This is a genomic window from Marinobacter alkaliphilus (genome assembly GCF_055394375.1).
In genome coordinates this window covers 1,468,291-1,490,235 of the sequence record NZ_AP043751.1, presented here as the reverse complement: position 1 = coordinate 1,490,235, position 21,945 = coordinate 1,468,291, and the positions used below count along the sequence as shown (strand labels likewise).

Annotated in this window: 19 protein-coding genes; 10 read left to right on the top strand and 9 right to left on the bottom strand. The window is 56.8% G+C overall.

The window, feature by feature from the left end:
- Positions 1-23: 23 nt before the first annotated feature.
- From ACZ5Q2_RS06650 to ACZ5Q2_RS06630, 5 genes are all read left to right on the top strand, one after another.
- On the top strand, positions 24-1,100 hold the full coding sequence (locus tag ACZ5Q2_RS06650) for a TRAP transporter substrate-binding protein (RefSeq protein WP_432210323.1): 1,077 nt from the start codon (positions 24-26) through the stop codon (positions 1,098-1,100).
- Between the two features lie 101 nt (positions 1,101-1,201).
- A complete protein-coding gene (locus ACZ5Q2_RS06645) occupies positions 1,202-1,747 on the top strand; it encodes a TRAP transporter small permease subunit (RefSeq protein ID WP_432210324.1) in 546 nt (181 codons plus the stop codon).
- A complete protein-coding gene (locus tag ACZ5Q2_RS06640; protein ID WP_432210325.1) occupies positions 1,744-3,039 on the top strand; it encodes a TRAP transporter large permease in 1,296 nt (431 codons plus the stop codon). The genes ACZ5Q2_RS06645 and ACZ5Q2_RS06640 overlap by 4 nt, the downstream gene beginning before the upstream one ends.
- A 181-nt stretch (positions 3,040-3,220) precedes the next feature.
- Complete coding sequence (locus ACZ5Q2_RS06635; protein WP_432210326.1) at positions 3,221-4,534, top strand: class I SAM-dependent methyltransferase; 1,314 nt, start codon at positions 3,221-3,223, stop codon at positions 4,532-4,534.
- On the top strand, positions 4,534-5,658 hold the full coding sequence (locus tag ACZ5Q2_RS06630) for an NAD(P)/FAD-dependent oxidoreductase (protein ID WP_432210327.1): 1,125 nt from the start codon (positions 4,534-4,536) through the stop codon (positions 5,656-5,658). The genes ACZ5Q2_RS06635 and ACZ5Q2_RS06630 overlap by 1 nt, the downstream gene beginning before the upstream one ends.
- A 58-nt stretch (positions 5,659-5,716) precedes the next feature.
- On the opposite strand, the gene ACZ5Q2_RS06625 is transcribed toward ACZ5Q2_RS06630, so the two are convergent.
- From ACZ5Q2_RS06625 to ACZ5Q2_RS06615, 3 genes are all read right to left on the bottom strand, one after another.
- Positions 5,717-6,751 carry a porin gene (locus ACZ5Q2_RS06625; RefSeq protein WP_152439201.1) on the bottom strand — a complete coding sequence of 345 codons (1,035 nt, stop codon included), beginning with the start codon at positions 6,749-6,751 and terminating at the stop codon, positions 5,717-5,719.
- A 192-nt stretch (positions 6,752-6,943) separates the two neighbouring features.
- Complete coding sequence (locus ACZ5Q2_RS06620; RefSeq protein ID WP_432210328.1) at positions 6,944-8,845, bottom strand: choice-of-anchor I family protein; 1,902 nt, start codon at positions 8,843-8,845, stop codon at positions 6,944-6,946.
- Positions 8,846-9,009: 164 nt separating this feature from the next.
- The gene (locus ACZ5Q2_RS06615; RefSeq protein WP_072676187.1) at positions 9,010-9,483 is read right to left on the bottom strand and encodes a Dps family protein; all 474 of its coding nucleotides are present in this window, start codon (positions 9,481-9,483) and stop codon (positions 9,010-9,012) included.
- Between the two features lie 224 nt (positions 9,484-9,707).
- Here ACZ5Q2_RS06615 and ACZ5Q2_RS06610 point away from each other — a divergent pair, with 224 nt between their 5' ends.
- Positions 9,708-9,974: a DUF2061 domain-containing protein gene (locus ACZ5Q2_RS06610; protein WP_197463799.1), complete on the top strand. Its 267-nt coding sequence runs from the start codon at positions 9,708-9,710 to the stop codon at positions 9,972-9,974.
- 46 nt (positions 9,975-10,020) lie between these two features.
- On the opposite strand, the gene ACZ5Q2_RS06605 is transcribed toward ACZ5Q2_RS06610, so the two are convergent.
- On the bottom strand, positions 10,021-11,460 hold the full coding sequence (locus ACZ5Q2_RS06605; RefSeq protein ID WP_061330756.1) for a dihydrolipoyl dehydrogenase: 1,440 nt from the start codon (positions 11,458-11,460) through the stop codon (positions 10,021-10,023).
- 153 nt (positions 11,461-11,613) lie between these two features.
- On the opposite strand from ACZ5Q2_RS06605, the gene ACZ5Q2_RS06600 reads away from it, so the two are divergent.
- Positions 11,614-12,285, top strand: a complete 672-nt coding sequence (locus ACZ5Q2_RS06600) for a LysE family translocator (RefSeq protein ID WP_082780480.1) — start codon at positions 11,614-11,616, stop codon at positions 12,283-12,285.
- Here ACZ5Q2_RS06600 and ACZ5Q2_RS06595 read toward each other — a convergent pair.
- Positions 12,230-13,282, bottom strand: coding sequence for a 3-deoxy-7-phosphoheptulonate synthase (locus ACZ5Q2_RS06595; protein WP_061330757.1), 1,053 nt, complete (start codon positions 13,280-13,282; stop codon positions 12,230-12,232). The two genes, ACZ5Q2_RS06600 and ACZ5Q2_RS06595, sit on opposite strands and share 56 nt — an antisense overlap.
- Positions 13,283-13,645: 363 nt before the next feature.
- Between ACZ5Q2_RS06595 and ACZ5Q2_RS06590 the strand changes: the two genes are divergently transcribed.
- Complete coding sequence (locus ACZ5Q2_RS06590; protein WP_058092600.1) at positions 13,646-14,431, top strand: secretin N-terminal domain-containing protein; 786 nt, start codon at positions 13,646-13,648, stop codon at positions 14,429-14,431.
- Here ACZ5Q2_RS06590 and ACZ5Q2_RS06585 read toward each other — a convergent pair whose 3' ends face one another.
- The gene (locus ACZ5Q2_RS06585) at positions 14,432-14,932 is read right to left on the bottom strand and encodes a DnaJ domain-containing protein (protein ID WP_061330758.1); all 501 of its coding nucleotides are present in this window, start codon (positions 14,930-14,932) and stop codon (positions 14,432-14,434) included. It abuts the gene before it with no gap.
- A gap of 332 nt (positions 14,933-15,264) precedes the next feature.
- Here ACZ5Q2_RS06585 and ACZ5Q2_RS06580 point away from each other — a divergent pair, with 332 nt between their 5' ends.
- Positions 15,265-16,362 carry an efflux RND transporter periplasmic adaptor subunit gene (locus ACZ5Q2_RS06580; RefSeq protein ID WP_061330759.1) on the top strand — a complete coding sequence of 366 codons (1,098 nt, stop codon included), beginning with the start codon at positions 15,265-15,267 and terminating at the stop codon, positions 16,360-16,362.
- On the top strand, positions 16,362-19,457 hold the full coding sequence (locus ACZ5Q2_RS06575) for an efflux RND transporter permease subunit (protein ID WP_061330760.1): 3,096 nt from the start codon (positions 16,362-16,364) through the stop codon (positions 19,455-19,457). Before ACZ5Q2_RS06580 ends, ACZ5Q2_RS06575 begins: the two co-directional genes overlap by 1 nt.
- Positions 19,458-19,515: 58 nt before the next feature.
- Here ACZ5Q2_RS06575 and ACZ5Q2_RS06570 read toward each other — a convergent pair whose 3' ends face one another.
- The 3 genes from ACZ5Q2_RS06570 to ACZ5Q2_RS06560 form a co-directional block, all read right to left on the bottom strand.
- A complete protein-coding gene (locus tag ACZ5Q2_RS06570) occupies positions 19,516-20,475 on the bottom strand; it encodes an AraC family transcriptional regulator (protein ID WP_061330761.1) in 960 nt (319 codons plus the stop codon).
- A gap of 136 nt (positions 20,476-20,611) precedes the next feature.
- Positions 20,612-20,776, bottom strand: coding sequence for an EAL domain-containing protein (locus ACZ5Q2_RS06565; protein ID WP_432210329.1), 165 nt, complete (start codon positions 20,774-20,776; stop codon positions 20,612-20,614).
- The gene (locus ACZ5Q2_RS06560; protein WP_432210330.1) at positions 20,761-21,648 is read right to left on the bottom strand and encodes a diguanylate cyclase domain-containing protein; all 888 of its coding nucleotides are present in this window, start codon (positions 21,646-21,648) and stop codon (positions 20,761-20,763) included. The genes ACZ5Q2_RS06565 and ACZ5Q2_RS06560 overlap by 16 nt, the downstream gene beginning before the upstream one ends.
- Between the last annotated feature and the right edge of the window lie 297 nt (positions 21,649-21,945).

Below are 21,945 nucleotides of genomic sequence, written 5' to 3'. Positions count from 1 at the left end.
AAAGACAAGAGGATAGAAGAGCAATGAAAATCCGTTCTGTTCTTTCCGCGGCTGTGCTGGCAGTAGCAACAACGTTTGCCGCCACTCAGGCGCTCGCGCAAGAGAAGTTCACCCTGAAACTGGCCGAAACCTGGGGCCCAAACTTTCCAATCTTTGGTGACACCACCAAAAATTTCGCCGAAACCGTTGAAAAGATGTCCAACGGTCGACTGGTCATTCGCATCGACTCCGCCAACAAGCACAAAGCCCCACTGGGCGTGTTTGACATGGTCAAGGCCGGTCAGTACGACATGGGCCACTCGGCCTCCTACTACTGGAAAGGCAAAGTACCCGAAACCCTGTTCTTTACCAGCATGCCCTTTGGCATGAACGCCATGGAACAGTACGCCTGGTTCTATCATGGCGGCGGTATGGAGCTGATGCAGGAAGTGTATGAGCCCCACAACATGCTGTCGTTCCCCGGCGGCAACACCGGTGTGCAAATGGGTGGCTGGTTCCGCAAGGAAATCAAATCCCTGGATGACCTGAAAGGTCTGAAAATGCGTATTCCGGGCTTTGCCGGCGAAGTCTTCGCCGAAGTGGGTGTTAACCCCACCAACATTGCCCCGGGCGAGCTCTACACCGCCCTTGAACGCAACACCATTGATGCGGTTGAGTGGGTAGGCCCGGCACTGGATCTGCGCCTTGGTTTCCAGCAGATTGCCGACTACTACTACACTGGCTGGCATGAGCCTGCCACCGAGCTGCAGTTCCTGGTCAACAAGCGTGTCTGGGAACGCCTGCCGGCGGACCTTCAGGAAATCATGCGCGTTGCCATGCGCACCGCTTCCTATGACATGCTGGTACACTCCCAGCACGCCAACGCTGAAGCCTGGGCCAACATCAAGGAAGAGTATCCGAACGTGCAGATCAAGCAGTTCCCGGATGACATCTTCCAGACCATGTACGACGCCAACAAGCGGCTGTTGAAAGCTGCCGCTGAAAGTAACGATCTGTCGGCCCGTATTGTGGAGTCCCAGGACACGTATCTGCGCCAGAGCAGAGCCTATACTGACATCTCTGAGCGTGCTTACCTGAACACCATGGCCGAAGTCGAGTAAACTCAGGCCTGGAAGTAACAGAGCCGGGATCGCTCAACATAGTGATCCCGGCTTTTTCGTTTCACAATTACTGACATCCGCTTTGCGGAGGAACAAGCTCCATGCGCTGGATTATCAAACTCGACAAGAGCCTGGCCTGGCTCTCCAAAATGTGTGGCTGGATCGCCTGCCTGGCCATGATTCTGATGGCTCTGAACGTGTTTTATGACGTGGTCGCACGCTATGCATTCAATGAAGTGTCCATCGCGATGCAGGAAATGGAATGGCATTTGTACTCAGTGGTGTTCCTGTTGGGCATTCCCTACGCCCTGCGCACGGACGGGCACGTACGGGTTGATGTGTTTTATACCCGATGGAGCAACAAAGCCAAGGCCTGGATCAACATCATTGGCGCTGTCGCGTTTGTGATTCCTTTTGCCTACCTGATCGGTCACTACGGCTACAGCTTTGCGCTGGACTCGTTCCAGATGGGTGAAGGCAGCGGCGACCCCGGTGGGCTGCCGCACCGATGGGTTATAAAGGCCATTATTCCGTTCAGCGCTGTCTTTATGGCAACCGCAGGACTGAACATGGTCACCTATGCCATCCGGGTATTATCCGGAGAGAAGGAATACGTTGGTGAGCACAGCGCAGGAGGCCTCGCATGATTGGTATGATTATGTTCGGCGTGGCCCTGATCATGCTGATGTTTGGCTTTCCTGTTGCGTTTACCTTCGCCGGCGTGGCGTTGTTTTTTGGCATCTTTGCCGAGGGCATGGATCTGTTCGCGTTCATGCCCTACCGGATCATGAGTGTGATGCAAAACACCGTGCTGATGGCGGTACCCCTGTTTATTTTCATGGGCGTAGTGCTGCAACGCACCAAGCTTGCGGAACAGTTGCTGACCTCCATGGGCCGGCTGTTTGGCGGTCTGCCCGGCGGCCTTGCCATTTCAACCATTCTGGTTGGTGCTCTGCTCGCGGCCTCGACCGGCGTGGTGGGTGCCAGCGTTGTCGCCATGGGTCTGATCTCGCTGCCGGTCATGCTTGCGCACAACTACGACAAGCGTCTGGCCACCGGCACCATCTGTGCGTCTGGCACCCTCGGTCAGATTGTACCCCCGTCGATTATCCTGATCATTCTGGGTGATGTGCTGGGCCTGCCGGTCGGTGATCTGTTTAAAGCCGCAGTCGGGCCTGGCATGGTACTGATCGGCATGTACATTGTTTACATCCTGATCCTTACCCGGTTCAAACCGCAGACGGCGCCCGCCATGCCACCGGACGACAGCATCAGCCGTGGTAAAGAAATCCGCGATGCCCTGCTCGCCATTATCCCGCCTCTGGCGTTGATCGTGGTGGTACTTGGCTCAATTTTTACCGGCATTGCCACACCCACCGAGTCTTCAGCCCTGGGCGGTGTGGGCGCGGTTATCCTGGCCATCATTTACCGCCAGTTTACTTTTAAAATGGTGTGGGACGCGTCGAAGGACACCGTCAAAGTGACCGCCATGGTATTTGCCATTCTGATAGGCGCCACGGCATTCTCGATGGTATTCAGCTACACCGGCGGTGACTACCTGCTGGAAGAGTGGCTACTGATGCTACCCGGTGAGCAGTGGGGCTTTATCATCCTCGCCATGCTGGTGATCCTGATCCTCGGGTTCTTTATCGACTTCGTGGAAATCTCCTTCATCATCGTGCCCATTCTGGCTCCGGTTGCAGAAGCCCTTGGCATCAACATGGTCTGGTTTGCCATTCTGGTGGCCATGAACCTGCAAACCAGCTTCCTGACACCACCGTTCGGATTTGCCCTGTTCTACCTCAAAGGGGTGGCACCGCCGAACGTGAAAACGACGGATATTTATAAAGGTATTATTCCCTTTATTCTGATCCAGTTATTGGTGCTTGGACTGATCATCGTGTTCCCGGAATGGTTCGGAATGAGCTCTAGCTACTAAAACCGTCAGGATCGGGCCACTGGCCCGATCCTCTTTTCCTCTCGCTTTTCTGCATTACCAGTTGTTCTGCGTTCGCTACCTGACAATCCCTGATCATTTTCTATACTAAAGGCTAAACGCGACTCTCAGTTCTGCATTCGGGACGACGCCGAACAACGCGAAATACAGGGAGCAAGCATTCATGCCACAAGGGACAGCCCGAAAAGCCGACTATTCAGACAAATCCGCCAAGGCTAACATCCTGAGTTTGCCGCTGGACGCCAGTGAGGCAGAGCGGGAGCCCCATGGCTACGAACGCTGGCTAATTAACAAATTGATGCGCATGGCAGGCACACCCCCGATCCGTTTCCGCCTCTGGAACGGCGACGTGATCGAGCCAGAGCAGTCGCCCGCCCGCTTTACCCTGCATTTGAAAGATCACAAGGCGCTTTACGCCTTGGTTGCCAATCCCAATCTCGCTTTTGGCGATCTGTACAGCGCAGGTCGCCTTGACGTGGAGGGCGACCTGCCCGACTTGATGGAATGCCTGTACCGATCGGTACACGCCGCCCGCCAAAAGTGGCCCCGCTGGCTGGAAGCGCTTTGGCGCAACCACAACCCCCGGTCGACTGGCATTACCGAAGCCAAGGAAAACATCCATCACCATTACGACCTGGGCAATGAGTTTTACCAGTTGTGGCTGGATCAGGCTGAGATGCAATACACCTGCGCCTATTACGAAAGCCCAGACAACACCCTGGAACAGGCACAACTGGCCAAGCTGGAGCATGTGTGCCGGAAGCTACGCCTGAAACCCGGCATGACGGTGGTCGAAGCCGGTTGCGGCTGGGGCGGTCTGGCTCGCTATATGGCACGCCATAAAGGCGTAAAGGTGCATTCGTACAACATCTCGCGGGAACAACTGGCTTATGCGCAGGCAGAATCCGAGCGCCAGGGCCTGGACCACCTGATCAGCTATGTTGAAGACGATTACCGCAACATCCACGGTCAATACGATGCCTTCGTGTCCATCGGCATGCTCGAACACGTGGGCAAAGAGAACTATCCCGCGCTGTCTGAGCTGATCAAACGCACCCTCAAGCCCGGCGGTATTGCTCTGCTCCACAGTATCGGGCGCAACCGCGCCATGCTGATGAATGCCTGGATCGAGAAACGGATCTTCCCAGGCGCCTACCCGCCCAGCATCGGTGAGTTCATGGCCATCTGCGAACACAGCGATTTTTCGGTGCTGGACGTGGAAAACCTGCGCCTGCATTACGCCCAGACCCTGAACCACTGGATGGACAATTTCACCGCCAACCAGGACAAGGTAACGGAGATGTACGACGAGCACTTCACCCGGGCATGGCGGCTGTACCTGGCCGGCTCCATTGCAGCCTTCCGGGCCGGCTCATTGCAGCTGTTCCAGGTGGTATTCACCCACGGCGATAACAATCAGCTGCCCCGGAGCCGGCAGGATCTTTATACCTTCCCAGCCACACCGGAGGGCATTTGATGGATTACTACGATGTGATCATTGTCGGCGCCGGACCCGCCGGCTCTACCCTGGCCCGGGCGCTGGAGGGCGCGGGCAAGCAGGTGCTGATTATCGACAAGGCCGAATTCCCCCGGGATAAAACCTGCGCAGGCTGGGTAACCCCCGCGGTACTGGCAAGCCTGGATATTGATGCCAACGAGTATGGCAATGGCCGCACCCTGCAACCCATTCGCCGCTTCCGCATCGGCATGATGGGCCAGGACGCGGTGGAGAACAACCACGGTGAAGTGGTCAGTTACGGCATCCGCCGCTGCGAGTTTGATGACTACCTGCTTGGCCGGGTGTCCTGCACCAAACAGCTGGGTACGCCGGTAAAATCCATTACCCGTGACAACGGCAACTGGGTAATCAACGAACAATGGCAGGCGCCGTTACTGGTGGGCGCCGGCGGTCACTTCTGCCCGGTAGCCCGGCAGCTGGGCAACGGCCCCGGCAAGCATGAAACCGTGGTTGCGGCCAAGGAAGTAGAGTTCGAGATGACTCCGGAACAGGCCCGCTCTTGCGAAGCCCGGGGCGATACCCCCGAACTCTGGTTCTGCCGCGATCTCAAGGGCTATGCCTGGGTGTTCCGAAAAGGCAGCTACCTGAACATTGGCCTGGGGCGGGAAGACAACCACAGGCTAACGGATCACCTGGAAGCATTTGTGGATGATATGAAGCAGGAAGGGCGAATCCCTGCGGACATGCCAGGCCGGTTCAAGGGTCATGCCTATCTGTTGTACGCCCATGCCGACCGGCCACTGGTAGACGACGGCGTACTACTGATCGGTGATGCAGCGGGCCTGGCTTACACCCAGAGCGGTGAGGGCATCCGCCCTGGCATCGAATCCGCCTTGATGGCGGCCGACGTGATTCTTCACGCGCCCGACTTTTCCGGGGCTGCGCTACAGCGCTACGGTGAGCGCATTGCGGAACGCTTTGGCAACCGTGCCAGCGAGCAGGACCCCGGCTGGGAACTGCCTGAATGGCTGAAACAGCCCCTCGCCAGCACGTTAATGCGCTCGCACTGGTTTACCCGAAAGGTAGTGACCGAAAAATGGTTCCTGCATCAGGATGTGCCGCCACTTAAAGCCGCCGGCTGAAACGCAAAAAGCCGGGCCCTTGCGGGGCCCGGCGAAGTGACGCGACATGAAAAGGGTATTACATGGAGAACTTGTGATCGAAGCCGATACCGAAGGTGGTGTCTTTGTCTTCGCTCAGGTCTTCCTCTACCTCGGTCAGGACCGCATACACCTTGCTGTTTTTGCCAACCTTGTAATCAGCACCCAGCGCCCACAAGCTGCGCTCTTCGTCTGTCAGATCACCCTCGGTCAGACCATACTGGGCCTTCAGCTTCAGATTGCCGGTCTTAAACGCACCGCTAACCAGGTAGCTGGTGTCTTCCATGTTGTTGTTGGCGCCTTCAGCCAACTGGTACAGGAAACCGGCTTCAAATGCGCTGGTGTTGACGCCCGCCACAAAACGAAGGATATCGTTCTGCGGATCCTGTGCACCGCCGTCAGAATCCACAAAACGGCGGGGAGTGCTGCTACCACGGGTACGAGTAGTCGTTTCAGAATCGTAGGCAATCGCACCGTAGAAGATGTCTTTCTGGAACGTCAGTGAGGCGGAAATCGCATCTGCTGGGCCGTCATTGGCATCCGGGTTAGCAACGTTATCAAACTCTTCGCCCGGAATAAACGCAACATTCAGGGTCAGCATGTCTGCCAGTTTCGGGGTGCTGTACTGAATGATGTTGGTTGCACGCAGCTGGCCGGCCATCAGGAAATCGATGTCGCCCAGGGTATCGTTGAACTGGTCAACGCTCATCTCGGCGCGCTTGAGCGGGGTGTCAAAGTTACCGGCGATCAGTGTGCCCGCGTTGGCGTGTTTGAAACCACCAAAAATGTTGCGCTGGCTGAAAGGTGTTCCGCCATCATCAACGTTGATCTGGTATTCCGCCTGGTAAACAGCAACCACGTCTTCAATGTTCAGGTCCAGTTCACCTTTTACGCCAAGACGGGAATTGTTGCTCTGCAAACGCCAGGCATCGTTAGAGAAAGAGGCGCGATCACGATCCTGGTTCTCATAGGAAACATTCACTTTACCGTAAACAGTCGGGCCCTTGTCTGCCATCGCCACAGACGGCGCGACAACCATGGAACCGATAGCCAGTGCCAGCAATTGCTTTTTCATTACGTTCTTCTCCATCAGTGATCATTCTTGATCGGTGTTGAATTTCGTGATGTCACTATGGCGATGGTTTATGAACGATTTGTTAACTATATATGTCAGTTGTGTGAAACCTGACTTTCAGCAAAGGGTTGCGATGCACAAAGACAAACCCCGCCTCACGGCGGGGTTGTTTTAACAGACTGCTTTGGCGGATTACTCGGCGTATTGCAGGACCACCTTATACACAGCAGTTGTGCCACTCACTTCATTACCGGTAAGCAAGAGCACGTCGCCATTTGGTGACTGGTTCGCGGGTATCACAGTGATGTCCTCAATCCCCAGGTCACCGGCGATAGCCAGGTTGGTTTCCGGGTCCAACACCCATTCCTCTCGGGTGTTGAGGTAGTCCACAATCGACGGCGACTGCGGATTGGTGATGTCAAACACCATGACACCACCCATACGCTCAAGACCGAGGAAGGCGAACGTGCGATCACCAAAGGTGGCCGCTGTTACCGCTTCCGGCTCTGGCCCCTTGTTATCCGAACGGTTCAGGAACGAATCACCGGCACTGTGGTTCGAGTTGAAGAACTCAGCACAGGGGATATCTCGCTGCGACCCGGCAAGGCAGGCATCACTGGCCAGATACTGCTCAACCATGTCGCCGGAATCCCACACCAGATCACCATCAGCCGACCAGATCGCCATGGAGCGGCCACCGAACGCGTAAACCGCGTCATACATCAGTCGGTCACCGGCAGGATCCTCAACACCGGAGGTGTTGAACATCACAGGGTCGCCGTTTTCATCGGTACGGTAGCCCATAGTCCAGGTCACCGTGAGGCGGCCCAACTGTTCATCTTCCCGGCAGCCGCCCGGCTCACCGGCACTGGCTCCGCAGTAGTCGAACACCTCGGGATTCAACAGTGCGCCTTTGGCCAGGGCATAGAGCTGTGGCGGCATGTCATCACCCAGGCGGCGCTCAAAACCGTTCTTGTGGAACAAGTGCTTGAATCGTATTTCCTCGACAAAGCCCTGATTGGCATCACCACCAAAGGCAGGGTCTTCCGAATCTTCAGGCCCCCAATAGGCTGGGTTATCCTCACCCCAGGCTCGGGCATCCCCCTCGTTGGCGGTCAGGATGTATGTCTCGCCGTTGTTACTGAAGCTGGCGATGGCATCCGGATGGTACATACCGAGAATCCCCGGCCAGGGTTTGATGTCGATGGCATTGTTGCTATCGCTGGCATCCAGACCCTGACCTTCAGCACCATGATCCTTGTAGCCCAGCGGCAGGATCTCAGTGATGGTGGCCGAGGCGATGTCCACTTTCGCGAGTGCGTTGTTCTCCTGCAACGCCACCCATGCAGTGGTGCTGTCGGCGCTCACGGTGATGTACTCCGGCTCCATATCCTGGGCAACACTGGCACCCGGCCCGAATACCCGAACACCATCCGCCACCAGCTGCGCTCTCTGGCTATTGAAGGCGGTAAAGTCTGCCGTCCTGACCTGCAGGTTGTCAGGGTCAGTCACATCAATGACTGAAACAGAGCCTTCCGGATCAATCTGGTAGTCGTCACTAGGCTCGCCCTCATTGGCTACCAGAAGGTATTTGCCATCAGGAGTGAACGTCAGCATATCCGGCTGAGCACCAACCTCTGCAAAGCCGCGCAGGGACAGTGTTGCAGCATCGTATATGGCAGCGAATCCCGGTTCAGTCTTCGGTGAAGACTCGATCGCAACGGCAACGAGTCCATTACGGACCGCGACACTGTTAACAACCGCATCATCAGCAATGTCACCAACCGTCAGGGTATCAATCAGCGTTGGTGTTGATGGATCACTCATATCCAACACGTTCAATGACCCTTCCTGGGCGTTCACAACAAACGCTCTGCGGCTGTCGGCGTCATACCCGGTGATTTCTGCAGCGCTTTCACCAAATACACCGGAGCTATAGCGCCCTACGAATTCGAGAGTCAGGCCGGTGACTGCAGGGGGTGCCTCTACTGGCGGGGTATTGTCGTTATCGGATGACAGGCAGCCGCTCAGCAAGGTAGCCGTGATACTGATAGCCAGCAGTGATGGTTTGAAAATGTTTTTTGGGTTTTGCACGGAACGCTCCTTTGCTTTGTTAGAAAACTAACTCGGTAGCAAAGAAACCTATTTCACCGCTGTTACAGGATCGGGAAGGAAATAAGACAGGACAATGACATATTGATGAAAGGCACATGGCGGCCTGATACCACCACGTGCCCTTACGGACGTATTATGACGATCTACTGACCAAGGTAACTCCGGTACATCCACACCGTTTTTTCCTGCTGGGAGATATAATCACTCATCAGGGCAACGGTGCCTTCGTCTTGAGCCTCGCCGGCCAAATTCAGCAGATCACGCTGCTTGGCGATCAGTTTCCCGAAGCTCTCTACGATGTTGCCCACGGCTTCTTTGCCATCAGACACATCCTTACGCTCGGGCACATCGGACTTCTCGATGTAGGTGCTGTAAGCGTGCGCCGGGCGGTGGCCCAAGGTCAGAACACGCTCGGCGATCTCATCAATCTTCAGCAACAGGTCATCATACAGTTCTTCAAACTTGGCGTGCAGCTCAAAGAAATTGTCGCCCTTGATGTTCCAATGATAGCCACGAACGTTCATGTAAAAAATCTGGTAGTTGGACAGCAACTCATTAAGCGAGTCTGCCAGTTTCTGGGTCTTTTCCGTGTCCAGACCAATAAAGTTCTTACCCATATTGAACCTCCTGATTCGCGTTTTGGGTTTATCTGCCAACCACTCTACTCAGTCGTCGGCTATAGCTGAAGTTTAGTTCTTCAATACTTGCGATAGCATAAGATTATATCAAAAACCAAAAACCCATAGGCCGATGCTATCGACGATAATCATAAGATCTATTTGGAAATAATTCTCGTTTGGTCTTCAATACACCCATAGACCCTACGAAAACGGAGTTGATCATGAGCGCACTGAAACTGTTCGTTCACAACCACAGTGCCAACGGTGACCAGTCACTGTTAAAAACCATCACCTTTGCAATCACGCACTTCGTGGTGGCGTTCTCCGTAGCCTATCTGCTGACCGGCGACATTCTGATCGGCAGCCTGATCGCCATGGTTGAGCCGACCATCAACACCGTTGCCTACTTCTTCCATGAGAAGATATGGGCACGGTATCAGCGAAATGCAACCGCCAGGCCCTTGATCGTACGGCACAACACGCCCTGAAACGGCTGATTCAGATCAATTACGGATATAACAGAAGCGGGCCGGCTCAGACACCAGGCCCGCAATCCATACAACCCTCAGCGGGTTCCGGCCCCAGCCTGAGGTTTCTGTTGAGGTTTTTCAGGGCGGTCCTCAACCCTTCTTCAATCACCGGGTGGTAGAAAGGCATTTCCAGCATTTCACTGACGGTCATTCGCTTCTGGGCACACCAGGCCAACAGGTGGGCAATGTGTTCCGCCGCCGGCCCGAACATTTCCGCGCCCATGAACAAGCCGCTGCCATGCTCACCATACACACGCAGCAAACCGCGATTCCTGCCAATCACTTTGCTACGGCCCTGGTCCTCAAAGCTGACCTCCCCGATTGCAAAGCAACTCTGACACTTCTCGTCCACCTGATGAATGGTCAGCCCGACCGAGGCAATCTGTGGGTCAGAGAACACCACGGCCAACGGCGTCTTGCGCAAGCCGGTGCGTACATCGGGCCAGGCAGCGGCGTTATCCCCGGCGATACGGCCTTCATCTGCCGCCTCATGCAGTAAGGGCCGGTGGTTATTCACATCACCGGCAATAAAAATATGGCTGTCGCCACAGCGCAGTGTGAAGGGATCAAACTCCGGCATGCCCCGGTCGTCCAGCTCAATGCCGGCATTCTGGATATCCAGGTTATCCACATTGGGGCGACGGCCTGTGGCCGCCAGCAGGTAGCCAAAGGTTTCCTGATGCTCCTCGCCATTCTCAAGCCAGGTGATGTGAACGCCTTCACCCGTGCGCTCGACCCGACGAGTCTCCGCCTTCAGGCTCAATGCTAGTTCTTCACCAAACACGCCCTTCGCATAGTCACGGATTTTCTCGTCCCGCAGGCCGCCAATACCACCGCTGACCCCAAACAGCCGAACCCGCACGCCCAGCCGGCTCAGTGCCTGGCCCAATTCCAGGCCGATGACACCAGGGCCGAATACCGCTACAGATTCCGGCAGGTCCTGCCAGTCAAACACATCGTCGTTAACGATTAACCGGTCCTTGGCTTCTTTCAGGATGCCCGGCACGTTAGGTCGGGAGCCGGTGGCAATGATGATGCGATCGGCGTGCACCTCGGTATGCTCGCCAACCACCAGCCGGTGGCTGTCGACAAACCGGGCATGGCCCATCAATCGGTGTTCCTCCGGCAGTTTTTCCATGGACCGAACCACCGGTGCCACAAACTTGTCCCGCTCTGCCCGCACCCGCTCCATCACCAGCCGGCCATCAATCCGTACATCACCCGCCAGCACACCGAACTCATCGGCGGTTTTCAGGTCGTGGGCTCTTTCAGCAGCGGCAATCAACAGTTTGCTGGGCATGCAGCCCACCCGCGCGCAGGTGGTGCCGTACCGTTCTCCCTCGATCAAAACCACATTGTCGGTGGCTTTACGAACCCGCTGGTATGCCACCATGCCGGCAGTCCCGGCACCGATAATGGCCACATCCACTTCACGCTTGTTCATTTTGCCTCCCGGTAAGCTAGAATTCGGCAGTTAAACTGAAAGTATAGAAACCTTATCATTGCCTGACAGGTGAAGCTGGCAAAAAATCCTCAGCAGTGTGCAGGTTTACCTTCAGTACGTTCGTCTCGCAATGACTATACCCGGAGATCTCAGGTGCAGAATTACTGGCTGGAATTTATGACGGTGGCACTGGTTCACTTACTTGCGGTGGCAAGCCCGGGCCCGGATTTCGCGATCGTTTTGCGCCAGGCGCTCACCCAGTCCCGACGTAATGCCTTGCTGAGCGCAACCGGCATTGGCATTGGTATCTTGCTGCATGTGGGTTATTCGTTGTTGGGCATTGGTTTCATTATTCAGCAGTCGGTGATGCTGTTCACCGTACTGAAGGTGGTGGGTGCCCTGTACCTGTTGTGGATTGCCTGGCATTGCCTGCGAGCAAAACCCGGCGGCATTCATGTGGATGCCAGGGGTAGCAACGAGCAAACCGGCTGGGCGGCGTTCCGGCTCGGCTTCCTGACCAACGTGCTGAACCCCAAGGCCACATTGTTTTTCGTATCTCTATTCTCGGTCATCATTAACCCCGGCACCCCGGTGCTGCTGCAGGCGGGCTACGGCCTTTATATGGCTTTCGCCACCGGCCTCTGGTTTGCCCTGGTCGCGATATTCTTTACCCACCCCCGTGTCCGCCGGGGTTTCAACCGGTTCGGACACTGGCTCGACCGGGCCATGGGGGGCATCCTGGTGCTGCTGGCTGGGCAGCTGTTGCTGTCTACAGTGAGCGGATCAGAGCCTCCGTCTGCTCCCAGCCCAGGCACGGATCGGTAATCGAGCAGCCGTAGATCAGCTCTTCACCGTCATCCTGCCTGCCGAATTCCAGGAAGCTCTCCAGCATCAGCCCCTTGATGTGCCGGTTGCCGCTGCGCTTCTGGGCCATCACCTCCCGGGCGATATCCACTTGCCGCTCAGCCTGTTTGCAGGCGTTGTCGTGGCTGCAGTCCACCATCACTGCCGTCGACAAGCCGGCTTTCTCCAGTTCCGCCACCGCCTTAGCGATGCTCAACTCATCGTAATTGGTCACGCCCCGGCCACCGCGGAGCACCAGGTGGGTGTCCGGGTTACCGGAGGTAGAGATCATCACCGGCGCGCCGTTATGGGAAATACCCATATGGTGGTGTGGGTGCGAGGCAGACTTCATGGCATGGCTGGCCACGGTAATGCCGCCATCGGTACCGTTCTTGAAGCCGGTGGGCATGGGCAGGCCGCTGACCATTTCCCGGTGGATCTGGGATTCGGTGGTGCGGGCACCGATGGCGGTCCAGCTCACCAGGTCACCCAGGTAATCCATCATGAACGGGCTCAGGGCTTCCGTCGCCAGCGGCAAACCCAGCTCAGAGAGCGCCAGCAACAGCTTGCGGGAACGTTCCAGGCCCTGCTTCAGGTCGCCCTGGCCGGTGCGCTCGGGATCGTATAAAAGGCCTTTCCAACCCACCGTGGTGCGTGGTTTTTCCAGGTAGGCGCGCATTACTATCAGGAAGCGATCACTCACCTCGTCCGTCAGGGTTTTCAGACGGGTAGCGTAATCCAGGGCGGCCTGTTCATCGTGAATCGAACACGGACCCATCACAATCAGGGTTCGGTCGTCCTGACCGTGCAGTACGGCGCGGATCTGCTCACGGTAACTGGCGATGGCCCGAACCAGGTGCTCACCGGCAGGAAACTGCTGGCGCAACTCGCCCGCGGTGGGCAGTGTGGCTTCCTGTCGGTGCTGGCAGGCACTTGCGATTTGCTCGCCCAGCGTTTCGGATTTCAGCGGCATGTTCATGTCTGTGTTCCCGTTTCCCTGTGTCAGAATCAAAAAAGCCCCGGCTGGGCTACCAGTCGGGGCTTTTTTGAGTCCGGTGGCAGCCTGGGTTGCTTGCCGGGCTGCCTTCCTCGTTAAATTCGGTCGATGAAGATCTTACGGGCGGCCCGGGCTCTGGCTAAAATAAAAGCCATAACCAAACCACCAAAAATACACAGCAGAACCTGCGGCCTTCAGTTTCTCACCGAAAGCTTTCAAAACATTCAATTGACAGGCTGCGTGTGTGGTCTTCATGCTTTTCACTATAACCCCGCGGTTTTCAGATTGGCAACCCGCAATCCGGAATATTTTTGGCGGGTATGTGTAACGGCTCCGGAGGCCCCGATGACTGAACGCACGACCCACTCCATCACAACCAGCCTGTTGGCACTGGTGTTTGCCCTGTTTTCAACCCTTGCCCTCGCCCAGGAGTCTCGCGTTTACCAGCTCAACAACCGCACCTCTGCTGACGTTGCCAACCAGATTAAAGAACTCTATCAGCAGGCTCCCGTCTCAGTCTCCGCCCGGGGACAGCAACTGGTGGTTCGTGGTGAGCCGGGATTGCTGGATGAGATTGGCATGTTGATTGACTCCATCGACGTACCACCCGTGCAGATGCGTATCAGCGTTCGCTACCGGCAGGACATCGGCGGCAAGCAGTCCGGCGGTGGCGTGACGATTTCCGACAACCGGGCCGGCGCCAATGTCGAACGCCGCACCATAAGCACCAATTCCAGCACTGAACGGCAACTGGTGGTCCAGGATGGCCAGTCCGCCCACATCACCTCCGGCAATGTGCGCACCATACCGTTTGCGGTCCAGGGCGGGCGCAACCCGGCGGCGATACTCGAACAGGTAGAAACCCGCAGCGGCTTTATCGTGACACCCCAGGCCATATCCGACCAGACGGTAGAGCTGAATATCGTCTCGTTTGAGGAAGATCCGGCCAGTATCCAGGGCTATGAAACCGAAGCCTTGATGACCATTCGACGGGTTGAACCCGGTCAGTGGGTGTCCCTGGGTGGCACCAGCACGTCCCAGAATCATCGTCAGGATGGCATTACTTACCGGGTAACCGGCAACCGCTCTGAAAACCAGTCGGTGGACGTGAAAGTGGACATTCTGCCCTGATTACGCTGCCCGTTTACCGAGCAGCAGGTCCCGGGCCTCGTTGAGCTTGGCCGCCAGGTAATCGTTACCACCCCGGTCCGGGTGTACCTTGAGCATCAGCCGCCGGTGGGCCGCGGTCACTTCCTCCCGGCTGCAGCCGGGCTTTAAACCGAGGATGTCACAAGCTTCCTGTTCGGTCATCGGGCCCTGAGTCGCCACATTGGCTCGGGCACCTGACGCTCCACCCGGAGCTGGCCCTTCGTTATCACCCATCGCCCGGCGAACCAGGGGGGCAAACTTCAACAGCGCCGGCAGCTTGCGCAGCAACGGAATGATCGCGGCAACCGCTGCCGTCAACACATGGACCCGCCCGGTCAGCACCATAAACAACAACAGGGCGCCGCCCACCACCAGAACCGCTTTCCAGATGGCGGCTTTCTGGCCTTCCGGTGACAGGGCACCCCATTTTTTCAAGATGACAAACACGGCGGCCGCCAGGGCCAGGCCGAGAATTAGCTGCATTACATCCTCTCACCCGTTCACATCGTGACAGGAGCATAACAGATACACTCCCGTGCCATTATGTATGCGAAACTGCGATTTTACATCCGTAAAGCACAAGATCCGGCCAGACGGCGTCATCGTAGTTTCATAGCAGTAGATATACTGAGATTTAGAGGCAAACTGGTGACAAACCGAAGTGCTTTTTGTAGCATCCTATTGGTTATCGTTAAGCCGACGCATTCTCAACAAGCGTCCGCCTGTCGCCGCCCCCTGATGCGCAAGGAAAGCTGTCAGCCTTCCCATCCCGGCGACGTTATCCGTTTAAAGAAACCTAGCCCAGGAACAGACCTATGCGTACCGCATCCCGTTTTGTCATCGTCATCATTTTTCTGGGTGTCGTCCTCGGCGGCATCTTCGGTTACAAGTTCTATGAATTCGGCCAGATGCAGGAGATGTTCTCCCAGCCACAGCCCCCAGCCATCATTTCCGTGACCGACGCCACCACGGAAAACTGGCAGCCGAGTATCAAGGCCGTGGGCAGTGTGAACGCCATTAACGGTATCGAGGTGGCCAACGAGGTGCCGGGGGTCATTGAGTCCATTAACTTTGAATCCGGCGATACCGTGCAGAAAGGTGACGTACTGATTCGCCTGGATGCCGCCATCGACGAGGCGGCGCTACGTACCCGCCGGGCAGAAGCCCAACTGGCTGGGCAGGAGTTCAAGCGGGTGTCTGACCTGCTGCCCAAACGCGCGGTATCACAATCACAGTTCGATGAGGCCAAAGCCAACTACGACGCCGCAAGGGCGCGGGTAAACGAAGCCGAGGCACAACTGGGCAAAAAGGTGATCCGGGCACCGTTTGACGGCACCCTCGGTATCCGCATGGTCGACCAGGGTCAGTACATCCCTACAGGTACGCCGATTGTCGAGATCAATATGCTGAACCCGATCTACGTGGATTACACGCTGTCCGAGAAGTACCTGCCTGAGGTTGACCGGGGTTACCCGGTAACGGTCACGGTGGCCGCGGTGCCGGATGAGGCATTCAGTGGTGAAGTCAGTGCCATCAACACATCGGTCAACCCGGAGACTCGTACGGTTCGCATCCGCGCCACCCTCAACAACGAAGATGGCAAATTGCGCCCGGGAATGTTCGCAACGATTCAAACAGGCCAGCCCAGGGACAACGAAGTGGTCACGGTCCCCAGGACCGCCATCTCCTATAACACTTACGGCAACTTTGTGTTCGCCGTGAAGGAGAATGATGACGGCGAACTGGTCGTTGAGCGCCGTACCGTCACCACGGGCGAGGTCCGGAACGAACGGGCTGCGGTTCTTTCAGGCCTTGAACCCGGCGAGACCGTGGTCTCGAAGGGTCTGCTGCGGTTGCGGGCAGGCCAGCGGGTAGAAATCCAGGACGAGTCCGGGCAGGAGGCGTCTGAGTAATGAAATTCACCGACATTTTTGTCCACCGGCCGGTGCTGGCCACCGTGGTCAGCCTGCTGATTCTGCTGATCGGTGCCCGGGCAGCCATGGAAATGGAAGTCCGCCAGTACCCGAAACTGGAAAGCACCACGGTAACGGTCACAACCGCTTACCCTGGGGCCAGTTCTGACCTGATCAAGGGCTTTATCACCACGCCCCTGCAACAGGCCATTGCTGAGGCCAGCGGCATCGACTATCTGACCTCTACCAGTTCCCAGGGCGTGTCAACGATTCAGGCCAAGATGGTTCTGAATTACGATGCCAACGACGCCCTCGCTGAAATTCAGGCCAAGGTTGCCAGCCAGCGCAACGTGCTGCCCGGCGATGCAGAAGACCCGGTGATCACCTCCACCACCGGTGACGACACGGCCCTGATGTATATTGCTTTCTACAGTACCGAGCTGGAAGTCCCCCAGATTACCGATTACCTGACCCGCGTGGTTCAGCCCAAGCTGCAGGCGCTGTCTGGCGTTGGCAAGGCCCAGCTGCTGGGGCGTACTTTCGCCCTGCGAGTGTGGCTGGACCCGGAGCGGCTGGCCGCGGTGGATCTGACTCCGGTCGAAGTGGCAGACAAGCTGCGAGCCAACAACTATCAGGCCGCTGTCGGCACTACCCGGGGCCAGTACACCGAGATTGCCCTGACCAGTGATACCGACATTGCCGATCCGGAAGCCTTCCGTAACCTGGTGGTCAAGCAGCAAAACGGCACCCTGATTCGGTTGCGGGACATTGCCGAGGTGGAGCTTGGCTCTCAAACCTACAATCAGCTGGCGCTTTATAAGGGCGAGCCCGCAACCTATGTCGCCATCGAACTGGCGCCGGGGGCCAACCCGCTGACCGTCGCCGGCCTGGTGAAAGACGAGTTACCGGACATCGAAAGCCAGCTACCCAGCGGCCTGAATGTGCGCCTGGCCTACGATGCCTCCGACTTCATTGAAGATTCCATCAACGAAGTCATCCGTACCCTGCTGGAAGCCATGCTGATTGTCCTGGTGGTGGTGTTCCTTTGCCTCGGCTCGATTCGAGCGGCCATCGTGCCGTCTGTGGCAGTGCCGCTGTCGCTGATTGGCGGCGCGTTTATCATGCTGATCTTCGGTTTCTCCCTGAACCTGCTGACCCTGCTCTCCATGGTGCTTGCCATCGGTCTGGTGGTGGACGATGCCATTATCATGGTGGAGAACGTGCACCGACACATTGAGCAGGGCGAATCACGGTTTGACGCTGCCCTCAATGGCGCCCGTGAAATGGCCACACCCATCATTGCCATGACCACCACGCTGGTGGCGGTGTATGCGCCAATCGGGTTTATGGGCGGCCTGGTGGGCTCGCTGTTTACTGAGTTTGCCTTCACCCTGGCGGGTACGGTTGTGATCTCCGGCATTGTTGCCCTGACACTCTCACCCATGCTCTCCGGCAAGGTGCTGAAACCCCATGGCAATCCCGGGCGCTTCGAGGTGCTGGTTGAAAAAACCTTCAATGGCCTCGCCAATGCCTACAAAGCTGCTCTTACCTCGTTGATGCAGACCAAGTCGGTGGTGGTGTTCTTCGCCGTCGTGGTATTGGGTTCTATCTATTTTATGGTGATGATGAGCCAGAATGAGCTGGCACCCACCGAGGACCAGGGCATTCTGTTTTACCAGGGGCTGGGGCCGCAGACCTCGACGCTGGAGTATCTGTTTGATCATGGCCAGGAGGTTCAGGAGCGGATGTCCGGCGTGCCCGGCTACAACGAGGATTTCATGATTCTTGGTATCACCAGCCCGAACGCCGTGTTTGGTGGTTTCAAGCTGGCACCGTGGAGTGAGCGGGAGATCAGCCAGTTCGAGGTACAGCCCCTGCTGGATTCCGAACTCAAAAAAGTAACCGGATTGCAGACGGCGGTGTTCCCGTTACCGGCCCTGCCTGGTTCGGGTGGCGGCCTGCCGTTCCAGTTTGTAGTGACCACCGGAGGCACCTACGAACAGTTGAATGAAGTCGCCGACGAGCTTCTTGGCAAAGCCATGCAAAGTGGCAACTTCATGTTCCTGCAGAAGTCCATCAACTTCGACAAGCCCGTTACCCGCATCAACGTAGACCGGGACCGGGTGGCAGACCTGGGCCTGTCCATGCGTGATGTCGGCCAGTCGCTCGCCAGTATGCTCAGCGGCGGATACATCAACCGCTTCAATATGGAAGGCCGCTCCTATCAGGTGATTCCGCAGGTGGGTAATGACTTCCGTGCCAGCCGTGAAGCACTGGACGACTATTACATCCGCGCCGGCAATGGCCAACTGGTGCCCCTATCCAGTGTGGTCAGCTTCAGTGAAGAGGTGGAGCCTTCCAACCGGACCCAGTTCAACCAGTTGAACTCGCTGACTCTCGAGGGCGTTATCATGCCCGGCGTGGCGGCTGGCTCCGCCATGGACTTTATGGAACAGGCCGCAGCCGAGGTATTCCCGCAAGGCTTCAGCTTTGACTATACCGGCGAGTCGAGGCAGCTGGCCACCCAGGGCAGCGCTCTGATGGTAACCTTCTTCCTGTCGTTGCTGGTTATCTACCTGGTACTGGCGGCACAGTTCGAAAGCTGGCGCGATCCGTTCATCATCCTGGTGTCGGTGCCCATGTCCGTCGCCGGTGCCATGGCGTTTATCGTGCTCGGCTTTGCCTCCATGAACATCTACACCCAGGTGGGCCTGATTACCTTGATTGGTGTGGTGTCGAAGAACGGCATCCTGATCGTGGAGTTCGCCAACCTGCTGCAGAAAGAGAAAGGCCTGAACAAGGTGGATGCGGTGATTGAGGCTGCGGCCATTCGTCTGCGCCCGATCATCATGACCTCCCTGGCACTGATCTTCGCCATGGTGCCGCTGCTGATTGCGGTGGGCCCGGGGGCCGAGAGTCGGTTTGCGATTGGCCTGACCATCAGTGCAGGACTGGGTATCGGCACGTTGTTTACCGTATTCGTACTGCCGGCCTTCTACATTCTGCTGGCGCGAGACCATCATGGAACTGCGGCCGATGAGTATACGGAAGCTGACAACAACGACGGGGCTCCGACCACATCCAGCAGCCATTAAACGCTGACTGATGTTAACACATAGCCCGCACCGGTCATCCGCTGCGGGCTATGTGGCGTCAGGTCATGGCAAAGTCGGCGGGTTCCATCACTGGCTCAACCAGCAGCCGCCGTCGCCACTGCACAGTTTCACTGGGTAGCTCGCCGAAGTGTTCCCGATACAGCGCGGCGAAGCGGCCCAGATGGGTAAAGCCCTCGTCAGCGGCATACCAGGAGATGTGTGGCACGTCGCACTGGCAATCCACCAGGCGTTTACGCACGCGTATCAGACGACAGCGCTGATAGAAGCGATAAGGGGTCATGCCGGTTTCCCGCTTCATCAGGTAATACAGGTTACGTTCGCTGGCCCCGGAATGGTTGGCCAGCTCCTGCAGATCAAAATCCCAGTCCCGTTCGCTACGAATTTTCTCAATCACCCTCGCCAGCCTCCGGTCCAGTACTGGCAGCTCTTCGGGCAGTTCTACCCTGCCCGTTGCCAGTTGCCGTTCCAGGCGTTCAAACAGAGCGAGTGTCTCCCGGCTGGCATCCTGATGATCCTGAAAATAGTCCGCCTTCATTAGAAAACGATGGATATGACCAGCCAACGCCACGTCCAGGCCTGGCCGGGGCCATACTGGAACCAGCTCACTCACCGGATACACCAGTACCAGCCGACTGTTCTTACTGATTCTCAAGCTAAATGTTTGGCCAGCGGGAATCATGATCAACGGAAAGGCGGATACACCAGGGCCACCTTCCGACGATATCTGCGCCGACCCGTGAATGGTGGCTACCAGAGGCCTCTGAGGCATACAGCAGTCGGCAAGCAGCATATCCTGAGCGACATCAAGTACACAGACCAAACCAGCCTCTACATCAAGGGCTGACAACGAACCCACCAATCCCTGAGGACGAGTCAGGCCACAGGTTATTCCCCGGCACCCGAGCAGTTCTGTCATGGCGGCCAGCCACTCTCCACAACCTGCACCGCTCAATCGCAGGTAGGCTTCCAATTCCGGTTTGGCATTCAGAGTTCGCATATAGCTCAAAAAGGCAATTAATGAGCCTGCCGTTTTAAAGTAGCTGCGGACAAAGCCCTAGCCAAATCTTGCAAAATGCGCAAAAGCTGAACAAAAGTTATGTTTTTATTGATAGTTGTCAAAACTGCAGAAGCAGTCAGGCCAATGACAGGTCGGCCAGTGGCGTCGGCCTTGCCAACAGAAAGCCTTGACCACGATGGCAGTTCAGTTCCCGCAGCCTGCGGCGCTGCTCTTCCGTTTCAATACCTTCGGCAACGACCTCCAGATCCAGCGCCTCGGCTATGGCTACAATGGCTGACACGATGCGCGAGTCGCGACCATCCGGCCCGAGAGCTTGGCCGCGTGCATTGCACGATCAGCATTTTGCAGCAGAGCCGAAGCCGTTTTCCCATGCTTTGGAAACACCGCAGCCCCCACAGAGGCCGACAGGAAATGCTCCCGGTGCTCCACCAGCATTGGCGCCTGGAATATCCCGCTCATGCGCTGGCAAACCACGGGTAACTCAGACTCATCCTCCAGCTCAACAATGGCTGCGAACTCGTCTCCGGATAGCCGGGCAACTACATCCCCATCTCGAAGCACACTCTTCACGCAGGCCGCCGCCTGCTGAAGCACTCGATCACCACAGTCGTGGCCATGCAGATCATTGACTGCTTTGAAGAAATCCAGATCGATGTAGACTACGGCGAAACAGCCGTTGCCTGCCTTGCGTTGTCCGACCCTTGCTTTCAGAAACTCCTGGAACAGCGAGCGATTTGGCAGCTCGGTGAGCGGATCATAGTAAGCCAGAGACGCCAGACGCTCGTTACTGGCAGTCAGCTCACCAACATCCATGAAAACGCCGGCAAACAGCCTCTGTCCCTGGTAGTCTACCGGGTAGATATTGAGCCACTGCGGATAGTTCTCGCCATTTTTGCGCCGGTTCCAGATCAGTCCCTCCCAGCATCCGGTCTGATTCAGGCTGCGCCACATGGTCTGATAGAACTCGTGCGAATGCAGCCCGGAGCTCAGCACCGATGGCTTCTGCCCCACGACTTCTTCTGCCAGATAGCCGGTCACCGCCTGGAACATGAGGTTGACGTAGGCAATCCGGGCATCTGGCGTAGCCAGCATGATAGCTCTGGGGTGGTTGTCCACCAACGCCTTGAAATCCTGTTCTCTCAACGCCTGCATCGTCTTGTTTCCTTCCACGCCGAGCCTGCGGTAACGACAGGCTTTCAACCCAGCATAGATTTAAACTGTCGCAAACCTATCCACATCCTGCAAAAACGCCCTACCTTTGACCAAAGGAGGAGAAAAATGTGACTCGTATTTGGCGATTTGCAATATTGGGATACCCCGCACACGGCGACAGGTCGATAGTGTTCCAGCGAGTTCGATAAAAAGATCCCAGGAGCGACCCATGCGCAGAAACGAACCGGTTACCGACGAACAGTAATTTCCCGAGGCGGCGCAATAGGGTAGTCTGGC